The sequence below is a fragment of the Aliidiomarina sedimenti genome (genome assembly GCF_003986955.1).
In the GTDB taxonomy this organism is placed as follows: domain Bacteria; phylum Pseudomonadota; class Gammaproteobacteria; order Enterobacterales; family Alteromonadaceae; genus Aliidiomarina; species Aliidiomarina sedimenti.
In genome coordinates, this window is record NZ_PIPN01000004.1 from 253515 (window position 1) to 274356 (window position 20842).

Sequence of the window (20842 nt, forward strand, 5' to 3'; positions counted from 1 at the left end):
AGCCTGAGGTGGTATCGCCTTCAAGCGCAGGCGCCGGCATTATACCCGGATCTGCAGACAAATAAAAAGCGCCGCTGAGGCGGCGCTTTTACTAATGTGGCTGGTCTACTTGAGGTAGGAGGTCAGCATCCACGCCGTTTTTTCCTGCTCGGTAATGTAGTCGCCCATCAGCGAGGCAGTGCCTTCATCATCGATCTCGTTGGCGGCGGAGAGTATTTCCCGCTGCAACTTAATCACAACCTGGTAACTTTGCAGGATGCTCTCAACACAGGTGCGACCGTCATGGACGTCGGCAACTTCTTTAATGCTGCTATTGTCGAGATAGTTGGTGTACGTGTGCTGGGGTTGCTGACCAAGGGTCAGAATACGCTCTGCGATTTCGTCAATTTTCATCAACAAATCGTTATAGGTTTCTTCAAATTTGACGTGCAACTCGAAAAAACGCTCGCCACGAATGTTCCAGTGGAAGCCTCGCACGTTCATATAGAAAATCTGGTAGTTGGACAGTAACTGGTTAAGTTTTCCTGCGAGTTTTTCTGTGTCGGCTTTACCGAGGCCAATCACGTTTAACTGTTGTATAGGCATAAAATGTTCCCCTTACGTCTGCTGTTCATCCATTGGGACTTTAAGTATAGCTACTAGCTTAGCCGCTTAATTTGACTTTGCACATGCTTTAAAGCGATGAGTTAAATCGCTTTTTTGCATTCGCCAGAGGCAACGGCTAGAGTTCATAGAGTGGTAAAACTGAAGGAACCTGTATGCGTGCTCAACAAAAATTAACCGTTGCGGTGATAGCGGGTGTGTTATTAACCAGTGGGTGCTCTGACGCACAGCGTTCGGCAGAGCTCCCTGCGCAGGAACAGTTCTTTTTCTACCTTGGCGAGCTTTGTGGCAACGCATACCGGGGAGAGCGAACCGTTGAACGCCCGGACAGCGACCTGCTGCAGGGAAATGAAGCGTTGCTGGTTCATTTTCGCGAGTGTGATGAAAACAGTATTTACGCCGCTTTTCATATTGGAGCTGAACAGGGGCAGGGTGACTGGGACCGTTCGCGGACCTGGATTTATCGTAAACACCCTGAACGGCTTGAACTGCGCCACGACCACAGGTTGCAGGATGGCAGCGAAGACGCAGGCAATACCATGTACGGTGGATATACCGAGACCGATGGCAATTCAACCAGCCAGCGCTTTGTCTTCACCGAGCGCACGGGACCGAATGACGAACAGCTGGGGTGGCGGGTCGAAGTAGAGCCCGGCGTTCGATATACCTATGGCACCTATTCTGATGACGAGTGGACCTGGCGCGTCGACTTTGATTTAAGCCAGACCGTTGAGCCACCGCCGGCCGCCTGGGGCCATGAAGGCGGCTATATTCAGTAAAGCGGCCACGTTTTTACAGTGCGGGTCGCTCGTAGTGACCTTCCACACCCTGTTTAGACAATACCCATTGCCACAACTGAATATTCCTCGCCCGAAAAGCTCCGGCACAGGAGAGTAAATAGTAACGCCACATACGATAGAAGCGGGTATCGTATCTGGCGTTTTTTTGCAGTTCAGGCCAGCCCCGCTCGAAATTATCATGCCAGGCCATTAATGTTTTATCGTAGCTAGCGCCAAAGTTATGCAGGTCTTCGACCACGAAAAGCTTTTCCGCCGCCTCGCCAACATGGCGAATGGCAGGTAATTCGCCGTTCGGAAAAATGTACTTATCTATCCACGGGTCTGGAGGGGTGCCACCGGCATTGCGGCCAATGGTATGCAGTAAGAAGAGACCGTGCTCTTTCAGGACCTGATTCACAACCTGCATGTAGGTTCGGTGATTTTTCGGGCCTACATGCTCAAACATACCCAGGCTCACCACTGCATCGAAAGGCTTGTCGGCGAAGATCTCGGGCAAATCACGGTAATCGTTTAATAAAAATTCAACCGGCAATCCTTTAAAGCGTTCTTTACCAAGCTCGATCTGAGCTTTGGAAATGGTGACGCCAACACATTCAACGCCGTAGTGCTCGGCCGCATATTGCATAAAGCTTCCCCAGCCGCAGCCCACGTCGAGCACCCGCATGCCGGGTTTTAATTTAAGTTTGCGGCAGGTGAGTTCCAGCTTGTGCTCCTGCGCGGTGTCCAGATCCTTGGCCTGAGTCCAGAAGCCACAGGTGTAGACCATCCGTTTATCGAGCATTTTCTGGTATAGGTCGTTGCCAAGATCGTAGTGTTTCTGACCGACCTCCCAGGCGCGTTTTTTGCCCTGCAGGTTAAACAGACGATTTTTCAGAGAATGCATGATAAGACGTGACGGATGAACCTGCTCTGCAATACGGGCCTGTAAAAGGCGGGAGAAAAACTGGTCGAGGTGCTCGCAGTCCCAGTGGCCGTCCATGTAGGCTTCACCGAGGCCAAGGTTACCGTGGGCCAGCGCACGCGGTATGACATCGTCACGATGCAGCTGGAGGTCCCAGGGGCGGGACCCATTGATCTGAATATCTGCTTTTGCCAGCAATTCGTTTGCGAAATCCTGAGATGACATGGTTTTACCTTTCTATTTCATCAAAATTTCAACCATTTAGGATGCTTACAAAGCCTAATACATAGTCCCTGATCTGTCACTAAGTGCGCCTTTTTACCCTTTATGTGTTTATATCTTGGCGCAAATTGGCGATAATGCGCGCTTGATGCGTTTATGAAGTCGTTAGAGAAGGTTTTTCGTGGGCAAAACAACCATTATCGCCATCGCCGGGGCGTCTGCATCCGGGAAGAGTTTATTTGCCTCTACAGTGTATCAGGAGTTGGTCGCAGAGCTAGGTGGCGAGCGGATTTCTGTACTGCAGGAAGATGCGTATTATCGTGACCAGAGTCACCTCTCCTATGAGCAGCGAGTGCTCACCAACTACGATCACCCCACTGCCTTTGAACATGACCTTTTGTACCAGCATCTGCAACAATTGCGCGACGGTCATGCGATCGAAATGCCGCAGTACTCCTACCAGGAGCACACGCGTCTTGAAAAAACCATCCCGGTAACCCCTGCACGGGTTATTTTGGTGGAAGGTATTCTGCTGCTGAGCGATGAAAAGCTGCGCGAGCAGTTTGATATTTCGGTATTTATGGATACGCCTTTAGATACCTGTCTTTTACGCCGTATTAATCGTGATATGGAGTTACGCGGAAGAACGCTGGCTTCTATTACCGAGCAGTATGAGAATTATGTTCGTCCTGCCTTTTTTGATTTTATCTTCCCCTCCAAGCAACATGCGGATCTGGTTGTGACCCGCGGTGGTCAGAATGAAATTGCTATCGACATTATTAAAGCCAAAATTCGTCAGCTGCTGGCTGAATAATTAGACAAAGACCGACGCTAAAGGAATCCCTATGATAGGCTTGATTGGCATCGCCGTTTTACTGCTCATTGCTTACGCATTTTCTGTCGCACGTACCCGGATACGCTGGCGCACCGTTGGTGGGGCCTTTGCGTTGCAAGCTGGCCTTGGCGCTTTTGTGCTCTATATCCCTCTGGGCCAGGATTTACTGGGTGGGTTCGCGCTTGGGGTTGCCAATGTCATTGGCTATGCCAGTGCGGGGATGGAATTCCTCTTTGGTGACATTGGCGCGTATTCTCAGGGCTTTATTTTCGCCATCCACGTGCTTGGGGTCATCGTATTCTTCTCCTCGCTGATAGCGGTGTTGTATCACATCGGTATTATGCACTGGGTTATTCGCCTGATAGGTGGCGGGTTACAACGCTTACTTGGGACCTCGAAACCAGAGTCAATGTCGGCAGCCGCGAATATTTTCGTCGGACAGACTGAAGCGCCGCTCGTGGTACGTCCGTATATTCCCCGTATGACCCGATCGGAGCTTTTTGCGGTCATGGTCGGTGGCCTGGGTTCAATTGCTGGCTCAGTGCTGGCTGGGTATGCCGGGCTTGGAATCGAATTAAAGTACCTGATAGCCGCCTGCTTCATGGCTGCACCAGGTTGTTTGTTGATGGCTAAGATCATTCTGCCGGAAACCGAAGAACCGCTTGACCACCTCGCTGAAACCCCGCTCGAAGAAAAACGTACCAATGTGATCGACGCCGCAGCTTCAGGCGCTTCAAGTGGTATGCAACTGGCCCTTAACGTAGGTGCTATGCTCCTTGCCTTTGTTGCATTGATTGCCCTGATAAATGGCATTATCGGCTGGGTCGGGGGGCTCTTTGGAGCGGACGAACTGACGTTGCAGCTGATTCTGGGTTACATCTTTCAGCCACTGGCGTTCATTCTTGGCATAAGCTGGGACGAAGCTCGGCTTGCTGGCAGTTTTATTGGTCAAAAACTGGTTATTAATGAGTTTGTAGCCTACCTTGATTTCGCCAACTACCGGGATCAGCTGAGTGAGCATAGTCAGGTCATTATTACCTTTATGCTTTGTGGTTTTGCCAATTTCTCTTCCATTGCAATCCTTCTGGGCGGACTCGGCGGGATGGCACCAAGTCGGCGCAAAGACATTGCCGAGCTGGGTATGCGCGCTTTATTGGCTGCTACGCTGGCCAATTTGATGAGTGCGGCAATCGCCGGGGTCTTCTTTGCACTTTCTTAATGATCACTTTTCCTGACAATTCGTTACAATTAATTGTCAGGACGTAAGACGCATTTCGGTTATACTATCAAACTATACCGCCTGGACTGATTCAGGCGGTTTGTTATTTTTACTCTCAAAGGAGCAGATTATGAAATCCGTTTGGATAGCGTTCATGCTGGTACTTGTACTCGTCGTGCCGAGCGCTATGGCGCAGGAGCGCATCGAAAATGATAATCCGCACCGCTTATTACAGGAAGTTGCGGAAACGATGCTGCAACGGATCCGTGATGACCGCGAGCGAATTGAGCAGGAGCCTAATTATCTGCGTGTAATTATGGAAGAAGAGCTAATTCCTTATACCGATTACCGTTTTGCGGCGGCACAGGTTATGGGTCGCAACTGGCGCGCGCTGGACGACGAGCAACGTCGTCAATTCGTTGATGCGTTTCGCTCATACCTGATCAATACCTACGCACGGGTCTTTACTCAGTATGATGAAGAGAAGCATGAATTGCAGTTTGGCCGTGAAGATGATTATGAGAATGAGCGGGTGGTGATTGTCCGTGCTCAATTAAATCAGGAAGATGGGCCACCAATACGACTGAACTTTAACCTTCGTCGTCAGACCCCTGAGTCGCCGTGGATGGCATTCGATCTTGAGGCGGAAAACATTAGCCTGCTCAGCGCACAGCGTTCTGAAATTCAGTCTATTTTAAGTCAACGAGGCTTTGACGGCGCTATTGAACTGCTGCGCGAACGCGCGAGCGTCGAGATTGATCTCGATGAGGAGCTTGATGCGGACGAATTTACCTCACAAGGGTAATCCGCGAACCGGCACGATTGAGCCTATTGGGGATTAGCCCAAGTGAGCTCAGTAAAGCATAACAGAAAGCCAGCTAGCTTAATCGCTAGCTGGCTTTTTTATATTTTGTAACAATTTTCAGGTTACCACGACCCTGTCTATACGTGTATAGATACTAGACTGATTCAATACAGGAACGACCTTATGCAAAGTACAGAGCAACGCTACAGCGAATACAAAGTGGTTCATATAGTTGAAGGAGGCTGTGGCACCATTTTTCTCGGTTCATCTGGCTTACCCATGAAAAAGATCGAAGCCGAACTGAATGCCTACGCGGCGGATGGCTGGCAGGTGGTCTTTCAGGTACTGGAGATGAAGCGCTTCTGGTTGTTCTGGCAGCGTGAAGCCATGATAGTGACACTTGGACGGTAATACGAGTGAACGCACAACAGTTACTGATCCGTTCGATTCAGGCGTACCAGCGTAGCGGCGGAAGTCGCCGTTGGTTTGGTGTTTGTTGTAATTACGCGCCGACCTGCTCTGAATACACCCTGCAGGCAGTGCGTGCGCTTGGTGTGCGCAAAGGAATGATGCTTGGCTGGCAGCGAATACGTCGCTGCCGTGGTCACGATAGCTTTTGCGTGTGTTATGAGCCCTTTCTGCCTGAACAGCAGGATCAGAGCGCGAATCTTAGCCAGGGAGGCGCCTCCCATGTTAACTAAACGAGACGTTAATGCAGACGAAGAAAGGCTACGTAACAGGGCTCAGCGGTTGCCTGCTATCGAACGGAAAGCGTTTTATGAGACGGTCCGCCGCGACGTGAAGGATCCGGATACCTATGCCGTGCTGAACTGGTTTTTTGTCTGTGGCCTGCATCATTTCTACCTGCAAAAATGGCTTCGCGGAAGCATTAACCTGACCGTCTTTGTGCTTTCCATTGTCTTGCTGGCGACAGGTTGGCACGGGCTCGGTGTGGTTATGCTGCTTGGTATTCTGGTGCTTGAGCTGGGTGCCTTATTTCGTTCTCAACTGATTGTGCAGGACTACAATAACGGCATTTATCGACGTAACCTCGCTCGCTTAGGGGTAGAGGTGTAAGCCATCTGACCTGGTTTCGGCGACACCACTAACGGCCGTACCAGAGTTCAAATTCGATACCAAGCATCCAGGCTCGCTCGCGCTCTTCCTCGGGGAATTCTTTTGGCCAGTGCATGCCGACCCATTTCTCCACGTAGAACCAGTCGCGGAGCCAGGACTGGCGATGAATAAAGCGGGTCGTAATATCTTTGTGCTGCACTTCGGCTTTAGTTTCACCTGCATAAGTGATTTCAAATGCCACCGCTTTCTCTTCATCATACAAGTGGTAAAGAGCAGCGCTGTTACGCAGGCGGATGCCTTCTACACGTTCAGCATAGGTCGCTTCATTGGCTAACCGGAGCAGCCATTTAGGGCCCCAGGTATGTTCATAATCAACCCGTTGAGCAAAGCCAAAACCGTCGCTGTCACGCCAGAAGGCGGCGGAACGGGTACGAAATTGAGCGTTGTTGGTTATTCGCTTTTGGTACAGATACCGCGCTTCGGTATAAGGGTCTGCATTTAGCCCACCGCGGATCCCCGCGGAGACATTAAATCGATTTTCCTCGCCCTGGCTCGGGTTGAAGCCCAGGCCCACCAGCCATTCACTGTCTCCGTTGATGTTTCTTAGCACTGAGGCGCGGCGTTCAGCGTCATCACCAACCACGTAGTCGTCTGTGTCTACACGGCCGATAAAGGCAGAGAACCGATTTTCGGCAATAGGTAAATCGACCTTGACCCGCAGACTGGAGCGCACCCGCCAACCTTCGTATTCGGTCCACTGCGGGGCTAATGAGATCCGGCCCTGGCTGTCATAATCACTGTCATCAAACGTCCGGCTATCACCAAAAAAACCATCGAACCAGCGCGCAGTAGCATCCACCGACGCCTGCACCCCGCGCTGTACACTATCGAGCATCATATCGTCGTCATCGGGTGAGGACGTCTGCTGACTGGGTTCTTCATCCGCAGACTGTGGGCTGGCCGTTGTCTGAGTAACCTGTTCTGGCTCATCCTGAGATTGTGCGCACCCCGACTGACTCAGGAGCAGCGCAAACGTAATAAATGGCAAATACGCAGGGCGCCATGACCGCATAAGGTAAATTCCCTGTTAACTTTTTTATAATAGTGTTAGCCAAGATAGTGGCTATATAGCTGTTTTGTCCAGAACTTGACGCTGGGTTTACAAAGTTAATCCGGGGAAAAATTAAAGTAATCGTCGTTGAGCAAACTGTGGCCGTGCTGTTTCAGCCATTGTTCCGCTTCGCGGTAATCTGCGTCGTAGTGCTCGACTAAGTTCCAGTAGGCTGGTGAATGGTTAAAGTGAGTCAGATGACATAGCTCATGCAAGACGACGTAGCGAACTACCCACTCTGGTGCGGCAAACAGCCGCCAGCTGAAGCTCAGTGTTTTTTGTGCCGAACAGGCACCCCACTTAGCGGTGTAATTAGCAATGCGCCAGGCTGCAGGGGGTGTAGCACTAGCCGCTGGCATATCAGGTATATGTGAATCCAGCCACTGGCGGGCCTCTTGCCTGAACCATTGCTGAACCAGCTTTTGAGTTTGGGCAGCGGGTTGAGTGCAACGTCGTGATAAACGAATTTGCAGGGTATTATCGATAGCTTCAATCGTATTTCTGTGCCCAGGACGGACTTCCAGGCGCATCGTCTGGCCTAGCCAGAACAGGGTTTCCCCATGTTGCCACAGTCGCTTGGGAAGGTCGCGCAGGCGGGTCTGTTGCGCCTGCAGGTGGCGTGTTATCCAGTCCTGCTTGCTGGCAACGAAGCTGTCAATACGGTGTAAATCTACACTTTCCGGGGCTGCTACTTTGACTTTACCTTGCTTAATGGTAATGCCAATAGTGCGGCGGCGCTTGCTGCGAGATAAGGTGTAGTTCAATGGCAGGTCCCCAAATTGACTCGCAAATATGGTATAACGTTGCCAGCCAAACTTACAGAACAGACTGACAGGAAATATTCATGAGCAGACATTTCGATTACCTTAGTATCGGCGCCGGGAGCGGTGGTATTGCCTCAGCCAACCGGGCTGCGATTCGTGGAGCCAGTGCGGCCGTGATAGAAGCAAAAGCGGTTGGTGGAACCTGTGTAAACGTCGGTTGTGTGCCAAAGAAAGTAATGTGGTATGGCGCCCATATCGCAGAAGCGCTTAAATATGCACCTTCTTATGGGTTTGAGGTCGAGCAGAAAGGCTATGACTGGGGCACCCTGGTGAAAAACCGGGAAGCTTACATCGAACGTATTCACGGTGGTTATAAGCGCGGTTTTGAAGGCAACGGGGTTGAATACATTGAAGGGTTTGCGACCTTTGTCGACAAGAACACCGTGGAAGTAAACGGCGAACGGATTACCGCTGACCATATAACCATTGCTGTCGGCGGCCGGCCGACGGTGCCTGATTTACCGGGCGCTGAGCATGGCATTGACTCTGACGGCTTCTTCGCATTAACCGAGCAGCCTAAAAAGGCCGTTGTTGTGGGTGCCGGTTACATTGCAGTAGAAATTGCCGGTGTATTTCATGCATTGGGTACAGATACCCACCTTCTGGTCCGCCAGGACCGGCCTCTGCGAGATTTTGAACGGTCGGTGATAGACAGCTTGCTAACACGGATGGAACAGGACGGTGGCCCGACGCTGCATACCTACAGTGAAGTGAAAAAAGTTGATAAGAATGACGACGGCACGCTCTGTATTACCACTCTCAACGATGAAATTGTAGATCAGGTCGACTGTCTGGTCTGGGCGATTGGCCGTGAGCCAACGACGGATAAAATCAACCTCGCCGCGGCGGGTGTTGAGGCTGACAAACAGGGCTACATACAGGTTGATCAGTATCAGAATACCAATGTTGACGGAATTTACGCGGTCGGCGACATTACCGGCGCAGCACAGCTTACGCCGGTGGCAATTAAAGCCGGGCGCTTGCTGGCTGAACGTCTTTTTAATAAAGACATGCCCGATGCGCACATGGATTTCAGTCTGATCCCAACCATTGTCTTTAGTCATCCACCGATCGGCACTATTGGAATGACTGAGGTTGACGCTGTTGAGCACTACGGTGCGGATGACGTTAAGGTGTATGACTCAGGGTTCGCTGCCATGTACAACGCTGTTACCCCGCACCGGGCACTGAGCCACTTTAAGCTGGTTTGTGCTGGTTCGGATGAGAAGGTAGTAGGACTACACGGCATTGGAGAGGGGATGGATGAGATCCTCCAGGGTTTTGCGGTGGCTATGAAAATGGGGGCGACCAAAGCCGATTTCGATGCCACAGTAGCGCTGCACCCAACCAGTGCTGAAGAGTTCGTTACCATGCGCTAAGTGCGACTGTGAGCCAGTTCTTACAGCGCGTCTATTATCGCAATGGCGCTGATTACCGTAATGGTGATGATGTCAGCTTTGCTGACATCCAGCGGCGCTATGATTTTTATAGTATTCGGGTGGGTCGCTGGGTTACGTCCGTTGAGCAACAACGGGCGGCCAATCTGTTTTACGATGCGTTGCGGGATATGGAGTCTCTGCTCAGGGTCCCGCCTGAGGTTATCTCTTTAAACGGAACCCTGGCGCTGCATTTCGCAGTGGGCGGTCGCAAGCACAGTGCTGCCCACTATGAACCTGCGAGCAGAGCATTGGCTCTGGCGAAAAATGCAGGCGGCGGGAGCCTGGCGCACGAGTGGTTCCATGCGTTCGACCACTATATCTGTGCGCATATGTTCGCTACTCATTCTAAGGTGCCAGCACAGGCGTTCGCGTCGCGCTACTGGCTTAGTCACCACGATTTCAAAGTTCATCCACTGAACAATCTGCTCGATACCGCCTTCAAGTTACTTTTCCTCGATAGTAACGGGCAAGGGGTGAGCCCGTTTATGCGCCATTGTATGGCTATCGATAAGCGGTTAGGGCGGGTTTACTTTAGCCAGCCTGAGGAAATCGCGGCGCGTGCGTTCGAGCGAATGTTGCAAGGACTGGGGCAAAAAAATCACTTTCTGGTCTCCGGCACGCTGCAAAGTGAGACGGCTAATGCCGGGCTCTACCCCGATCCATCAACCACATTTCAGCTCGGCGAACTCTGGTTGAGCTATTTTTACCACTTGGGTCGCGCGCTATCAGCGAAACGCTGTTCGTCATAACGTGTTACAAATTTGTTTGTAAATGCAATTGCGTACGCTTAGCATCGCAGATATGGTTAAAATTCATTCATATGAAACTTATCTAATCTCAGAAAATAGGGAAACTACGTCATGGTAGATACTAAAATTACGCTTTTATTTGCTGCCAGTGCATTGGTACTTGCAGGGTGTGCAGGTGGTGCTGATCGTGCGTCTGAACAGCAGGTAGTAAACGAGGAAGGCGAAGTGGTGGAAATTTGCCGCATTGAGAAGCCAACTGGATCTCACATTGGCCGTCGTGTATGTCGTACACCGGAAGAGATGGAAGCGAACCGCGAAGCCGCTGAAGGCGAACTTGATCGCCAGCGTCGTGGTGACAACTACCAAAACTGGTAAGCATACCGGGTAAGCGTGTTAATCACGCTTACCGAGAATGTGCTCCAGTCGCAGTAACAGTAAAATAGTAGCCGCTCCTGCGAGCAAGCAGACCGCTGCTACTAGCCACTGGGTGCTGCCGGTTGCCTCTGCGTAGGTGACCGGCAGCATAATATCCCCTTCGATTTGCCACGGCCAGATACGGTAGAGAGCCCCGATCACAACCCCACAGAGAAATGCCAGCATGGTGTCGTGGTGCCGTTTTAACAGCATATTCAGCAGGCGTGAAAACGCCAGCAGTCCAACCACACAACCTAGCGCAAACAGTGCTAATAAATTGAATCGTGCGTCACTAACTGCACTCACCACCGGCGCATACATTCCCATTAGCAAGAGCAGGAAGCTACCCGAAATGCCTGGCAGGATCATCGCACAGATAGCGATAAAGCCAGCCCCGAAGAACATCAACGGCATAGGGTCACTGTGAACCGGTGTGAGCAAGCTAATACTGAACGCAAAGAGTGCGCCTGCTACCAGCAATGCAATTCGGGCTGCATTAAAGCGAACCGCTTTTAAAAGCCAGGGTAACGCCGCAATAATCAATCCGTTAAAAAAGGCCCAGAGGGGAAGCGGGTTATTGATTAGCAAATAATGGATCAGCGTTGCCAGTGAGAAAATGCTACTAAGAATACCGCCAAATAAACAGAGCAAAAAGGTGCCGTCGACATGCCGCCAGAACGCTCGCCACTGGCCTTTTGCGACGAACCGAAGCGCCTCTCCGTTGAAAGAGGCCAAAGCGCCTAAGAAGCGTTCATAAATACCAAGAATGAAGGCCAGGGTTCCGCCGGAGACGCCCGGGACCACGTCAGCCGCGCCCATCGCCAGGCCCTTTATAATCCAGTTAATATAGTTTTTCAGTTGCATGGTTTTGCTAGTCTCAAGCTTTGCTGTAAAAACTCGGTCATCATGGTACGTAAATGCAGCGATGTGCCTTCACCTTCGCTGATGCTGTGGGTACGGTTCGGGTAGGCCATAAAACGAAACTGTTTTTGCGCCCGCACCAGTTCGTCAATAAGCCGCTCTGAACCCTGATAATGAACATTGTCATCAGCGGTCCCATGAACCAGTAACAAGTCACCCTGAAGGTTCTCTGCGTGGGTTACTGCGCTGGTGTATTGGTAGCTTTCAGCCGCCTCAGGCAATAACCCTGAATAACGTTCCTGGTATATGGTGTCGTACAGACGCAGGTCAGGTACCGGCGCCAGCGCAATACCGGCGTGGAATTTCTCCGGGTAGCGGAACAGCGCATTCAGCGTTTGTGAGCCTCCGCCGCTGTGGCCCCAGATAGCAACCCGCTCACTGTCGACGTAATCCCATCTGTCCACAATCGCATCTAGCGCGTCGGCCTGGTCACGAACAGTAATAACCCCAAGCTGCTGGTAGATCGAGTGACGCCAGGCTTGTCCGCGTGGCGAACGCGTGCCGCGGTTGTCGACCGATACCACGATGAAACCCTGTTGGGTCAGGTATTCATGCCACAGCCAGCTATGCCCTAACCAATTGTCGGCGACAGTCTGGCCCCATGGTTCACCGTATACATACATTAACAAGGGGTAGGACTTGCTGGGGTCGAGGTCAGCCGGGCGCATAATGTAGGCGTCGAGTTCCAGCCCGTCACGTGCTTCAACGCGAAAGAATTCAGTTTCACTGGTAATTCGCTCTGCCAGAGTATCAGCCAGTGTTTCATTCAGTTCCAGGTCACTCACCACCTTGTGATCAGGCAAACTTAGCATTCGCGTTTGCGGCGCCTGGCCAATGCTGGCGTAGCTGTGGATAGCAAATTCGCCTTTGGCGTCAATCTGGTAATCATGGGTGCCAGTCCAGTCTGCTGGTGTCAGCCGCTCGGCGGTTGTCGCTGAATCGGCCTGCGGCTGAATGGCAGCTCGCATCAGTACTCGTTGCAGGGGAGTATCAGGGGCCGCTACATAATAGACCCAGCCTTGATTGTCGGCGTTAATTACAATCTGTTTCACATCTATAATGTCGTAATCCTGATGTTCACCGTTCGTCAGTGGGCTAAGTTCAGCACCCTGCTCGTTGCGATCGACCCGGTATAACTGACGGAACCCATTTCGTTCACTGAGCCAGGTAAACGACTGACCGTTGTTAAAAAACTGAATATCATCGACCTGCTCTACCCAGGCATCGCTTTGTTCCGTGAGCAAACGTTGAACGTCTCCTTGCTCACGCTCAGCAACCCATAAGTGCATGGTGTTCTGGGCACGATTCATTTGCTGAATCAGCAATTCGTCGCTATTGCCTGCCCACTCCATACGCACCAGATAATGGTCACGTGGTTCGCCGGGCACTTGCATCCAGGTGGTTTCACCGCCGCGGCTTGGTATGACGCCAATACGCATTGCCGAGTTGGTCTCGCCAACTTTCGGATAAGGGAATTCGGTCAGGGTGGGATAGAGTTCAGAGACGTTATCTATCATTGTGAACATCGGCACGTCACTGGTGTCGAGTTGCCAGTACGCAATGTGTTCGCCGTCAGGGCTCCAGCGAAACCCATCACGTAGAGAAAATTCTTCTTCGTTGACCCAGTCGAAGGTGCCATTGATGATATGCGTGCTGCCATCGTCGGTCAGCTGAGTCACCGAGCGATCCGCAAGAACCTGTACATAGAGGTTATTCTCCATCACAAAAGCGACCCGGTCTGCGCTTGGGTTGAATTTTGCAAACTGCAGCGTGGCCTCGGGCATATCGGCCCCCAGTTGCAGCAGTTCACCGCTGTTACGGTCCAGCACCCAGTAATCGCCGAGGGTGTGGGTCCGCCAGGAGCGTCGTGTATTGGTAAATATCAGTACCTTGCTGGCATCATCTGACCATTGGTAATCAGCAATAGTTAATGCGGTTTCAGCGCCATCCGGCGTCAGTTCACTGGCACTGACCATGACCTCAAGTTGCTCACCGGTGGCTGCATAAAGGACGATATCCTGGCCGTCATTACTGCCTGCTTCCAGGGTCGTGTAACCCCTGCCATCGGCTAACCAGCGGCTGGTCGGGAAGCTCTCAACATCGAAGGTGTCTTCCTGATATATATCGGAAAGTTCGAAGGTGGTATGCAGGTTACGCTGCGTGCCCTGGTAGCGCGATTCGGTACTACTGCAGGCAACAAGGGTTAAGCCAGTTACGAGGGCTAATGCGGTAACACGCTGGTGACGCAGGAAAGTAGAAAGAGTCATAATAGTAGTGTCATGATAATGGACGAGCCCCCAGTGTAACCAAGTTTAGCCATTGAAAACACTGTTGTGCCTATACTCATTGTTTGCACTTCAGTGCTCACTTGAGTGTTCACTTGAATTTCGCCTTCCGAGGCCTTACTTCAGTAGTAAATGCATTTTCAGAATTTAGGTAGGTAGCTCCATGAAGCAACAGGACCGTAGCGAAAACCCTCTGGCCGGCGATTTCCTTTATCCGCCATTTTCCGCCATTCAGGCCGAGCATATTCAGCCGGCACTTGAGCAGGCGTTAACCGAGAGCCGCGATTTAATTGAACGTGTGGCGGCACAGGCCTACCCGAGCTGGGAAACCCTGGTGGCGCCCCTGGAGCATGCGGACGACAAGATCAGCCGGATCTGGTCGCCGGTATCCCACATGAATGCTGTGGTCAGCAATGACGCCTTGCGTGAGGCCCACGACAACTGTCTTGCGCTGCTGTCCGATTACTCAACCTGGGTTGGCCAGCATGAGGGCCTTTACCAGGCTTATCAGACCCTGCGCGGCAGCGATGAGTTTAATTCACTGGATCAGGCTCAGCAGCGGGTGATTACCGAAACCCTGCGTGATTTCGAACTCAGTGGTGTCGCCCTGGCACCGAAAGACAAGTCTCGCTATGGAGAAATTCAGTCTCGTTTGTCGGAGCTTAGCTCGACCTTTAGTAACCAGCTACTGGATGCAACTCACGCCTGGTATAAGCATGTCAGCGATGAAAACGAACTAGCCGGCCTGCCGGAAAGTGCGCTGGCAGCAGCGGCCGAACAGGCCAAAGAACGGGATCTGGACGGGTGGGTATTTACCCTCGACATTCCAAGTTATTTGCCGGTCATGATGTACGCAGATAATCGCGCGTTGCGTGAAGAGATGTACCAGGCGTTTAGTACGCGAGCTTCAGATCAGGGGCCGAATGCAGGTGAGTTTGATAACAGTGCAGTAATGGAAGAGACCATTCGCTTACGCCATGAACTGGCGCGCTTACTCGGCTTTGCATCCTATGCGGAACTGTCACTGGCGACCAAAATGGCCGACAGTCCGGCTCAGGTGATGGACTTTTTAACTGACTTAGCCGAGCGTTCGTTACCAGCTGCCCGCGACGATGTGGAAGAGGTTAAGGCGTACGCTCAGACAAACGATTCGCTTGAACAGCTGCAGGCCTGGGACATGGCCTATTACAGTGAGAAGCTGAAACAACAAACCTATGATATTTCAGACGAGACTTTGCGTCCTTATTTCCCCGAAACGCAGGTAGTTAATGGCTTGTTCGAAGTGGCAAAACGCCTCTTCTCAATTCGCATTGAAGAGCAGCAAGGGGTTGATACCTGGCATCCGCAGGTACGGGTTTTTAATATTTACGATAAAAACGACGAACACCGGGCCAGTTTCTACCTTGACCTCTATGCCCGCGGGAAAAAGCGTGGCGGTGCCTGGATGGCTGAATGCGCAGTGCGCCGGCGACTGCCGGATGGGTCGCTGCAAATACCCGTGGCCTATCTGACCTGTAATTTTAATAAGCCGGTCGGAGACACTCCGGCGCTGTTTACTCATGATGAAGTGATCACTCTGTTCCATGAGTTTGGCCATGGGTTGCACCATATGCTGACCCGGATTGATGTCGCAGGTGTTTCAGGTATCAATGGCGTGGCCTGGGATGCAGTCGAGCTGCCGAGCCAGTTCCTTGAGAACTGGTGTTGGGAGAAAGAGGCGCTGGCCTTCATTTCCAGTCACTATAAAACCGGTGAAGCCCTGCCGGATGATTTATTGCAACGGATGCTGGCAGCACGTAATTTCCAGTCGGCCATGCAAATGGTGCGTCAGCTTGAATTTTCATTGTTTGATATGCGCCTGCACCACGAAATCGATCCCGAACAAGGGGTTGCAATTCAGGCTATTCTCGACGATGTGCGGAGTAAAGTGTCGGTGTTCACACCGCCAGCGTACAACCGTTTTCAGCATAGTTTTGGCCATATTTTTGCGGGCGGCTATGCCGCGGGGTATTACAGCTACAAATGGGCGGAAGTATTGTCGGCAGATGCGTTCGCCCGGTTCGAAGAAGAAGGGATTTTCAACCCACAGGTGGGGCAGGACTTCCTCACTCAGATCCTTGAGCGCGGCGGTAGCGACGATGCGATGACTTTATTCAAAGCGTTTCGCGGTCGTGAACCTGATATCAGCGCGTTACTTCGCCACAGCGGAATTACCGCGGATGTGAGAGGATAATCGCGGCGTTGGTGACTGCAGCATGCGCCGGATGCGCATGCTGCATCAACTGGCGACGCTGATAATAGTGCGCACTAACAGCACCATCAGGATGACACAGCCGACAATGGCGATGGCACCGACAGCGATATAAGGCAATGGATTTGACTGGGCGAAATCGCGGGCTCTGGCTTGTTCGCTCTGAACCCCCAAAAGTGCGGCGGCAACGCTTTTACAAACTTGCCAGAAAGTAACTTTCTGCGTGGGAGCCGATTTTTTGTCTGTTGATTCTTTGTTGGTCGATTCTTTGTTGGTCATAGGGGTCTTCATTTTACTGCTGAGTTAAATGTCGGATGAGGCCTGTCGCACTGCACTTAATGGAACTGCGAGGCTTTACTTTGAGGGTCGCTGCCAACGGTAAATAACCATTCAAGAATATCTAAATAGTGAAATGAGAACGAACTGCGAGGGGCGCGGAGCTCAAAACGCAGCTGGCTTTGCGAGATTGCACCCGGCTCGGGTACCTGTTCTGCTGCACCACACAGTGGTTTTGTATCTGACTGGCTGGTACGTTCGGACTGCACAACTTGCCGCGGCGGGCAACGGAGCAGGCTGATCTCGCTGGCGCCGGTCGTGTTAGCTCCAGAACTAGCTCCTGAGTCCGTCCATGACCACAGCAGGCTGGCGGAAACAGCCAGAAGCGCAACTAACATCGCATTTTTGAGTAAAAACTTTAGCATTACAATTCCCTTGGCAACACAGGTGTCGACAACTGGTTAATCTATCACCAATTTAAGTAGTGGTCTACATCTGAGTAACAACAGATGATTCCGTTCCCTGTGACTGCTAAACTAGGCGGGTTTTCCCCATTTACCAACCCAATAAACGAAGAGAGAACCGATGCAGAACCTGGACTACTGGATAGCACCATCTATTTTATCAGCCGATTTTGCCCGCCTGGGCGAAGAAGTGGATGCAGTGCTCGCAGCAGGTGCCGATGTTATCCACTTCGATGTCATGGACAACCATTTTGTACCCAACCTCACGATTGGCCCTATGGTATGTAAAGCCTTGCGCAAGCATGGGGTCACGGCACCAATTGACGTCCATTTAATGGTCGAGCCGGTTGATCGTTTGATCCCGGATTTTGCAGAAGCGGGCGCGTCTATTATTACCTTCCACCCGGAAGCATCGGTTCATCTTGACCGCACCCTGCAATTAATTAAGGACCATGGCTGCCAGGCAGGACTTGTCTTTAACCCGGCGACGCCTCTGCATTACCTTGACTACGTGATGGACAAACTGGATGTTATCTTGCTGATGTCAGTGAATCCTGGCTTCGGTGGACAGTCGTTTATTCCCTCAACGCTGGATAAAATCCGTGAGGTTCGCAAGCGTATTGACGTCGCAGGACGGCCTGTCCGGCTGGAAGTAGACGGTGGGGTCAAGGTTGATAACATTGGCGAGATCGCAAAAGCGGGTGCCGATATGTTTGTAGCGGGTTCAGCTATTTTTAATCAGCCCGATTATAAGCAGGTGATTGACGCCATGCGTGAGCAATTGAAGTAGTCAGCGAAGATTCTAATCAGTACATACTATTCAGTACATCAATAGCATACTAAAGAAGGTAACAGAACAATGAGCAAACCAGTTGTACTTAGCGGATGTCAGCCATCCGGACAGTTAACCATTGGCAATTACATGGGGGCATTGCGTCAATGGGTTGGCATGCAGGATAGCCACGACTGTAAGTTTATGCTGGTTGATTTGCATGCTATTACCGTGCGTCAGGACCCGAAAGAGCTGCATCAGGCAACCTTGAATGGGCTGGCGCTGTATATCGCCTGTGGCCTGGACCCGGCGCGTAGTACTATCTTTTTGCAGTCTCATGTACCTGAGCATACGCAGCTGGCCTGGATCCTGAATTGCTATACCCAGATGGGCGAGCTGAACCGGATGACCCAGTACAAAGATAAGACAGCGAAGAACGAAGCCAATATGAACGCAGGGCTGTTTACGTATCCGGTACTGATGGCGGCTGATATTCTGCTTTACAATGCCAATCAGGTGCCGGTTGGTAATGACCAGAAGCAGCATCTTGAACTGGCCCGCGACGTCGCGACCCGCTTCAATAATATCTATGGTGATACCTTTGTGGTGCCGGACCCGTTCATTCCTGAACATGGCGCGCGCATCATGAGCCTGCAGGACCCGTTGAAAAAAATGTCCAAGTCAGATGAAAACCCAAATAACTTCATTGGCCTACTGGAAGACCCGAAGAAAATCGCGAAGAAAATTAAGCGCGCGGTCACGGACTCTGACGAACAGGCCCGGGTTTACTTTGACCCAGAGGAGAAACCGGGTGTTTCTAACCTGTTAACATTGCTGTCCGGGGCAACGGGCAAGTCAATTGAGTCCCTGGTCCCTGATTATGAGGGCAAGATGTACGGCCACCTGAAAGGGGACGTGGCGGATGCCGTGGTAGCGATGCTGGAACCTCTGCAACAGCGTTATCATGCGCTGCGTGACGACCGCGCAGCACTGAATAGCATTATGCAGGACGGCGCAGAAAAAGCGCGGGCCTCCGCTGCTGAGACAGTGCGCAACGTTTACGATACGGTCGGTTTTGTCACTCCGTAATTAGCTAGTTAAGAATCAGCTAATTAAGAATCAGCTATTCAAGTCGCCGTAACGCGTTTCTCAGCGTTGCGGTATTGAACTCCCCGATATGGGTATAGCTCACACGACCGTCACTATGCAGAAACAAGGTGGTGGGCAGAGCATGCGACCCGACTGCCTGTCCGAGCGCAGCGTTCGCATCCAGTAAAACATGGGGCAGCGTCAACTGCTGTTGCTGCAGGAACTGCTCGACAGTGCCTGAACCCTCGCCTTGATTAACGGCAATAAAAGCAATCTCAGGCCAGTCGGCGCTGGCTTGTTCCAGTAGCGGCATTTCACGTACGCAGGGCGGGCACCAGCTGGCCCATAAATTGATCACCAACGGTTGCTCCGCAAAGTCTGTCGGCAATTCTATGGCGTGTCCTTCGAGGGTGGTTAACGCCAACGCTGGTAACCCGGTTTGTTGCTGATAATATTGACTGACGTTAGTCAATATGACGGCGACAACCAGTCCTGACAGGGCAGCCGTTGCTAAGCGTAATTTCGCTTGCGGAAGGCGGTAGAGTTCCCAGCCAGCCCAGAGTATACCGGCAACGATCCCAGTGCTAAGTGAAAAGCCACCATCGCGGATATTGATCAGTTGCCAGGGCGCGCTAAGATAGACATCGTAATATTTAATTACAAATACCAGACGGGCACTGATCAAACCCACGGCTATAATACGAAAAAGTATGTCGCCCATGCCGTAGGCCTGACGTCGGCTGAGCAACCAGCCCACTAAAAAGGCGGTTGCGCAGCTGATAAAGAAAATCAGATGTTGGGTGGCAAATGCAAATGGGCCAAAGGTAACGGACATGGCTGAGCTCTCTGCTGATGGTGGTGAGTTGGCTAAAATAGCAGTCTACGATAGCAAGGAAATATGAAATGAAAATGATGTTTCGAACTTTTACACTGGCGTTGCTTGTATCAGTGTTCACAATTAGCACAGCGCAGGCATCGTTGCTGTGGAAAGTAACCGGCAATGACCTGGACCAGCCTTCATACCTGTTTGGTACGATTCATGTGATTTGTCAGGATCGTTTTTACATGGACGACCGCATTGAAGAAGCCCTTGCCAGCAGTGAGCAACTGGCAAAAGAAATTGATATATCGGCACCAGGGACCATGATGCGCCTGCAGCAATTGATGGTAAACCCTGATGGACCCTACCTTGAAGAACACCTTAATGAAGACGAACTGGCCACTCTGGATCAGTACTTCCTCGATAATTTCGGTGTCGGCCTGGCGGAGGTAGGAGCGCTGAAACCCATGGCGCTAAACTCGATGTTACTGATGGGTGCAATGCCATGTGCTGATACCGAATCGTATGAAGCCTTTTTTGCGCAGCGCGCGTCAGAACTTGAGCTACCAATTCTTGAATTAGAAAGTGTCGAGTTTCAGATGGGTCTGTTCGACAACATTCCTCAGGGCGAACAGGTTAGCTGGCTGCTGGAAATGGTTAAAGACGACCAGGCAACGGCTGAACAAATGGAGTCTCTGATTGATGCCTATTTAAGCGAAGACCTGGATACCTTATTAGCGTTAATGGAAGAGGATCCGCAATTTGCCGAGTACGCTGAGGTATTGCTCGATGAACGCAATCAGAATTGGGTCGCACCGATCCGTGAGATGATCCATGAGCGGAGCACTTTTATTGCTGTGGGCGCTGGTCATTTGCCAGGCGACATGGGGGTCATCAATTTGTTGCAGGATGCTGGCTATACGGTGGAACCCGTCGCTCGCTGAGTCTTCGGCTTTGCTGCAAAC

Annotated in this window: 23 protein-coding genes; 14 read left to right on the forward strand and 9 right to left on the reverse strand. The window is 51.5% G+C overall.

All coding sequences use genetic code 11. The features are described 5' to 3' along the window. Positions 1–105 precede the first annotated feature (105 nt). Positions 106–579 (reverse strand): Dps family protein, encoded by a 474-nt coding sequence (locus CWE12_RS10240; RefSeq protein ID WP_126789699.1) that lies wholly within the window; start codon positions 577–579, stop codon positions 106–108. Between the two features lie 179 nt (positions 580–758). Between CWE12_RS10240 and CWE12_RS10245 the strand changes: the two genes are divergently transcribed. Then, positions 759–1382, forward strand: coding sequence for a hypothetical protein (locus CWE12_RS10245; RefSeq protein ID WP_126789618.1), 624 nt, complete (start codon positions 759–761; stop codon positions 1380–1382). Between the two features lie 13 nt (positions 1383–1395). Here the strand turns inward: CWE12_RS10245 and cfa are convergent, their stop codons facing one another. Beyond that, positions 1396–2529, reverse strand: coding sequence for a cyclopropane fatty acyl phospholipid synthase (gene cfa / locus CWE12_RS10250; RefSeq protein ID WP_126789619.1), 1134 nt, complete (start codon positions 2527–2529; stop codon positions 1396–1398). 178 nt (positions 2530–2707) lie between these two features. Here cfa and udk point away from each other — a divergent pair, with 178 nt between their 5' ends. The 6 genes from udk to CWE12_RS10280 all read left to right on the forward strand — a co-directional run bounded on the left by udk (position 2708) and on the right by CWE12_RS10280 (position 6462). Beyond that, positions 2708–3340 (forward strand): uridine kinase, encoded by a 633-nt coding sequence (gene udk, locus CWE12_RS10255; protein ID WP_126789620.1) that lies wholly within the window; start codon positions 2708–2710, stop codon positions 3338–3340. Positions 3341–3371: 31 nt separating this feature from the next. After that, complete coding sequence (locus CWE12_RS10260) at positions 3372–4580, forward strand: NupC/NupG family nucleoside CNT transporter (RefSeq protein WP_126789621.1); 1209 nt, start codon at positions 3372–3374, stop codon at positions 4578–4580. 130 nt (positions 4581–4710) lie between these two features. Further along, positions 4711–5385, forward strand: coding sequence for an MlaC/ttg2D family ABC transporter substrate-binding protein (locus CWE12_RS10265; protein ID WP_126789622.1), 675 nt, complete (start codon positions 4711–4713; stop codon positions 5383–5385). 183 nt (positions 5386–5568) lie between these two features. Then, entirely contained in the window at positions 5569–5796 is a 228-nt protein-coding gene (locus CWE12_RS10270) for a DUF4177 domain-containing protein (protein WP_126789623.1), read from the forward strand. A 5-nt stretch (positions 5797–5801) separates the two neighbouring features. Continuing rightward, positions 5802–6086 (forward strand): membrane protein insertion efficiency factor YidD, encoded by a 285-nt coding sequence (gene yidD / locus CWE12_RS10275; protein WP_126789624.1) that lies wholly within the window; start codon positions 5802–5804, stop codon positions 6084–6086. Then, positions 6076–6462, forward strand: a complete 387-nt coding sequence (locus tag CWE12_RS10280; protein WP_126789625.1) for a TM2 domain-containing protein — start codon at positions 6076–6078, stop codon at positions 6460–6462. Before yidD ends, CWE12_RS10280 begins: the two co-directional genes overlap by 11 nt. Before the next feature lie 28 nt (positions 6463–6490). Here the strand turns inward: CWE12_RS10280 and CWE12_RS10285 are convergent, their stop codons facing one another. Together CWE12_RS10285 and CWE12_RS10290 are read right to left on the reverse strand one after the other, a co-directional pair. Next, positions 6491–7534 (reverse strand): hypothetical protein, encoded by a 1044-nt coding sequence (locus tag CWE12_RS10285; protein WP_126789626.1) that lies wholly within the window; start codon positions 7532–7534, stop codon positions 6491–6493. 95 nt (positions 7535–7629) lie between these two features. Further along, a complete protein-coding gene (locus CWE12_RS10290; protein ID WP_157981962.1) occupies positions 7630–8337 on the reverse strand; it encodes a M48 family metallopeptidase in 708 nt (235 codons plus the stop codon). Positions 8338–8417: 80 nt separating this feature from the next. On the opposite strand from CWE12_RS10290, the gene gorA reads away from it, so the two are divergent. From gorA to CWE12_RS10305, 3 genes are all read left to right on the forward strand, one after another. Beyond that, entirely contained in the window at positions 8418–9776 is a 1359-nt protein-coding gene (gene gorA, locus CWE12_RS10295) for a glutathione-disulfide reductase (RefSeq protein ID WP_126789628.1), read from the forward strand. 8 nt (positions 9777–9784) lie between these two features. Beyond that, entirely contained in the window at positions 9785–10585 is an 801-nt protein-coding gene (locus tag CWE12_RS10300; protein WP_126789629.1) for a CLCA_X family protein, read from the forward strand. A gap of 111 nt (positions 10586–10696) precedes the next feature. Next, positions 10697–10960: a hypothetical protein gene (locus CWE12_RS10305; protein ID WP_126789630.1), complete on the forward strand. Its 264-nt coding sequence runs from the start codon at positions 10697–10699 to the stop codon at positions 10958–10960. 18 nt (positions 10961–10978) lie between these two features. On the opposite strand, the gene CWE12_RS10310 is transcribed toward CWE12_RS10305, so the two are convergent. Continuing rightward, a complete protein-coding gene (locus tag CWE12_RS10310; RefSeq protein ID WP_126789631.1) occupies positions 10979–11863 on the reverse strand; it encodes a DUF368 domain-containing protein in 885 nt (294 codons plus the stop codon). Next, a complete protein-coding gene (locus tag CWE12_RS10315) occupies positions 11854–14187 on the reverse strand; it encodes a S9 family peptidase (protein WP_126789632.1) in 2334 nt (777 codons plus the stop codon). The genes CWE12_RS10310 and CWE12_RS10315 overlap by 10 nt, the downstream gene beginning before the upstream one ends. A 181-nt stretch (positions 14188–14368) precedes the next feature. Here CWE12_RS10315 and prlC point away from each other — a divergent pair, with 181 nt between their 5' ends. After that, a complete protein-coding gene (gene prlC, locus CWE12_RS10320; RefSeq protein WP_126789633.1) occupies positions 14369–16438 on the forward strand; it encodes an oligopeptidase A in 2070 nt (689 codons plus the stop codon). A gap of 45 nt (positions 16439–16483) precedes the next feature. Here the strand turns inward: prlC and CWE12_RS10325 are convergent, their stop codons facing one another. Further along, positions 16484–16735, reverse strand: a complete 252-nt coding sequence (locus CWE12_RS10325) for a DUF2970 domain-containing protein (RefSeq protein ID WP_126789634.1) — start codon at positions 16733–16735, stop codon at positions 16484–16486. A gap of 56 nt (positions 16736–16791) precedes the next feature. After that, a complete protein-coding gene (locus CWE12_RS10330; protein ID WP_126789635.1) occupies positions 16792–17157 on the reverse strand; it encodes a hypothetical protein in 366 nt (121 codons plus the stop codon). Between the two features lie 160 nt (positions 17158–17317). Here CWE12_RS10330 and rpe point away from each other — a divergent pair, with 160 nt between their 5' ends. Then, positions 17318–17986: a ribulose-phosphate 3-epimerase gene (gene rpe / locus CWE12_RS10335; protein ID WP_126789636.1), complete on the forward strand. Its 669-nt coding sequence runs from the start codon at positions 17318–17320 to the stop codon at positions 17984–17986. A gap of 69 nt (positions 17987–18055) precedes the next feature. Beyond that, a complete protein-coding gene (gene trpS, locus CWE12_RS10340; RefSeq protein WP_126789637.1) occupies positions 18056–19057 on the forward strand; it encodes a tryptophan--tRNA ligase in 1002 nt (333 codons plus the stop codon). 34 nt (positions 19058–19091) lie between these two features. Here trpS and CWE12_RS10345 read toward each other — a convergent pair whose 3' ends face one another. Next, the gene (locus CWE12_RS10345; protein WP_126789638.1) at positions 19092–19892 is read right to left on the reverse strand and encodes a TlpA disulfide reductase family protein; all 801 of its coding nucleotides are present in this window, start codon (positions 19890–19892) and stop codon (positions 19092–19094) included. A 68-nt stretch (positions 19893–19960) separates the two neighbouring features. Between CWE12_RS10345 and CWE12_RS10350 the strand changes: the two genes are divergently transcribed. Beyond that, entirely contained in the window at positions 19961–20821 is an 861-nt protein-coding gene (locus CWE12_RS10350; RefSeq protein WP_126789639.1) for a TraB/GumN family protein, read from the forward strand. Positions 20822–20842 lie beyond the last annotated feature (21 nt).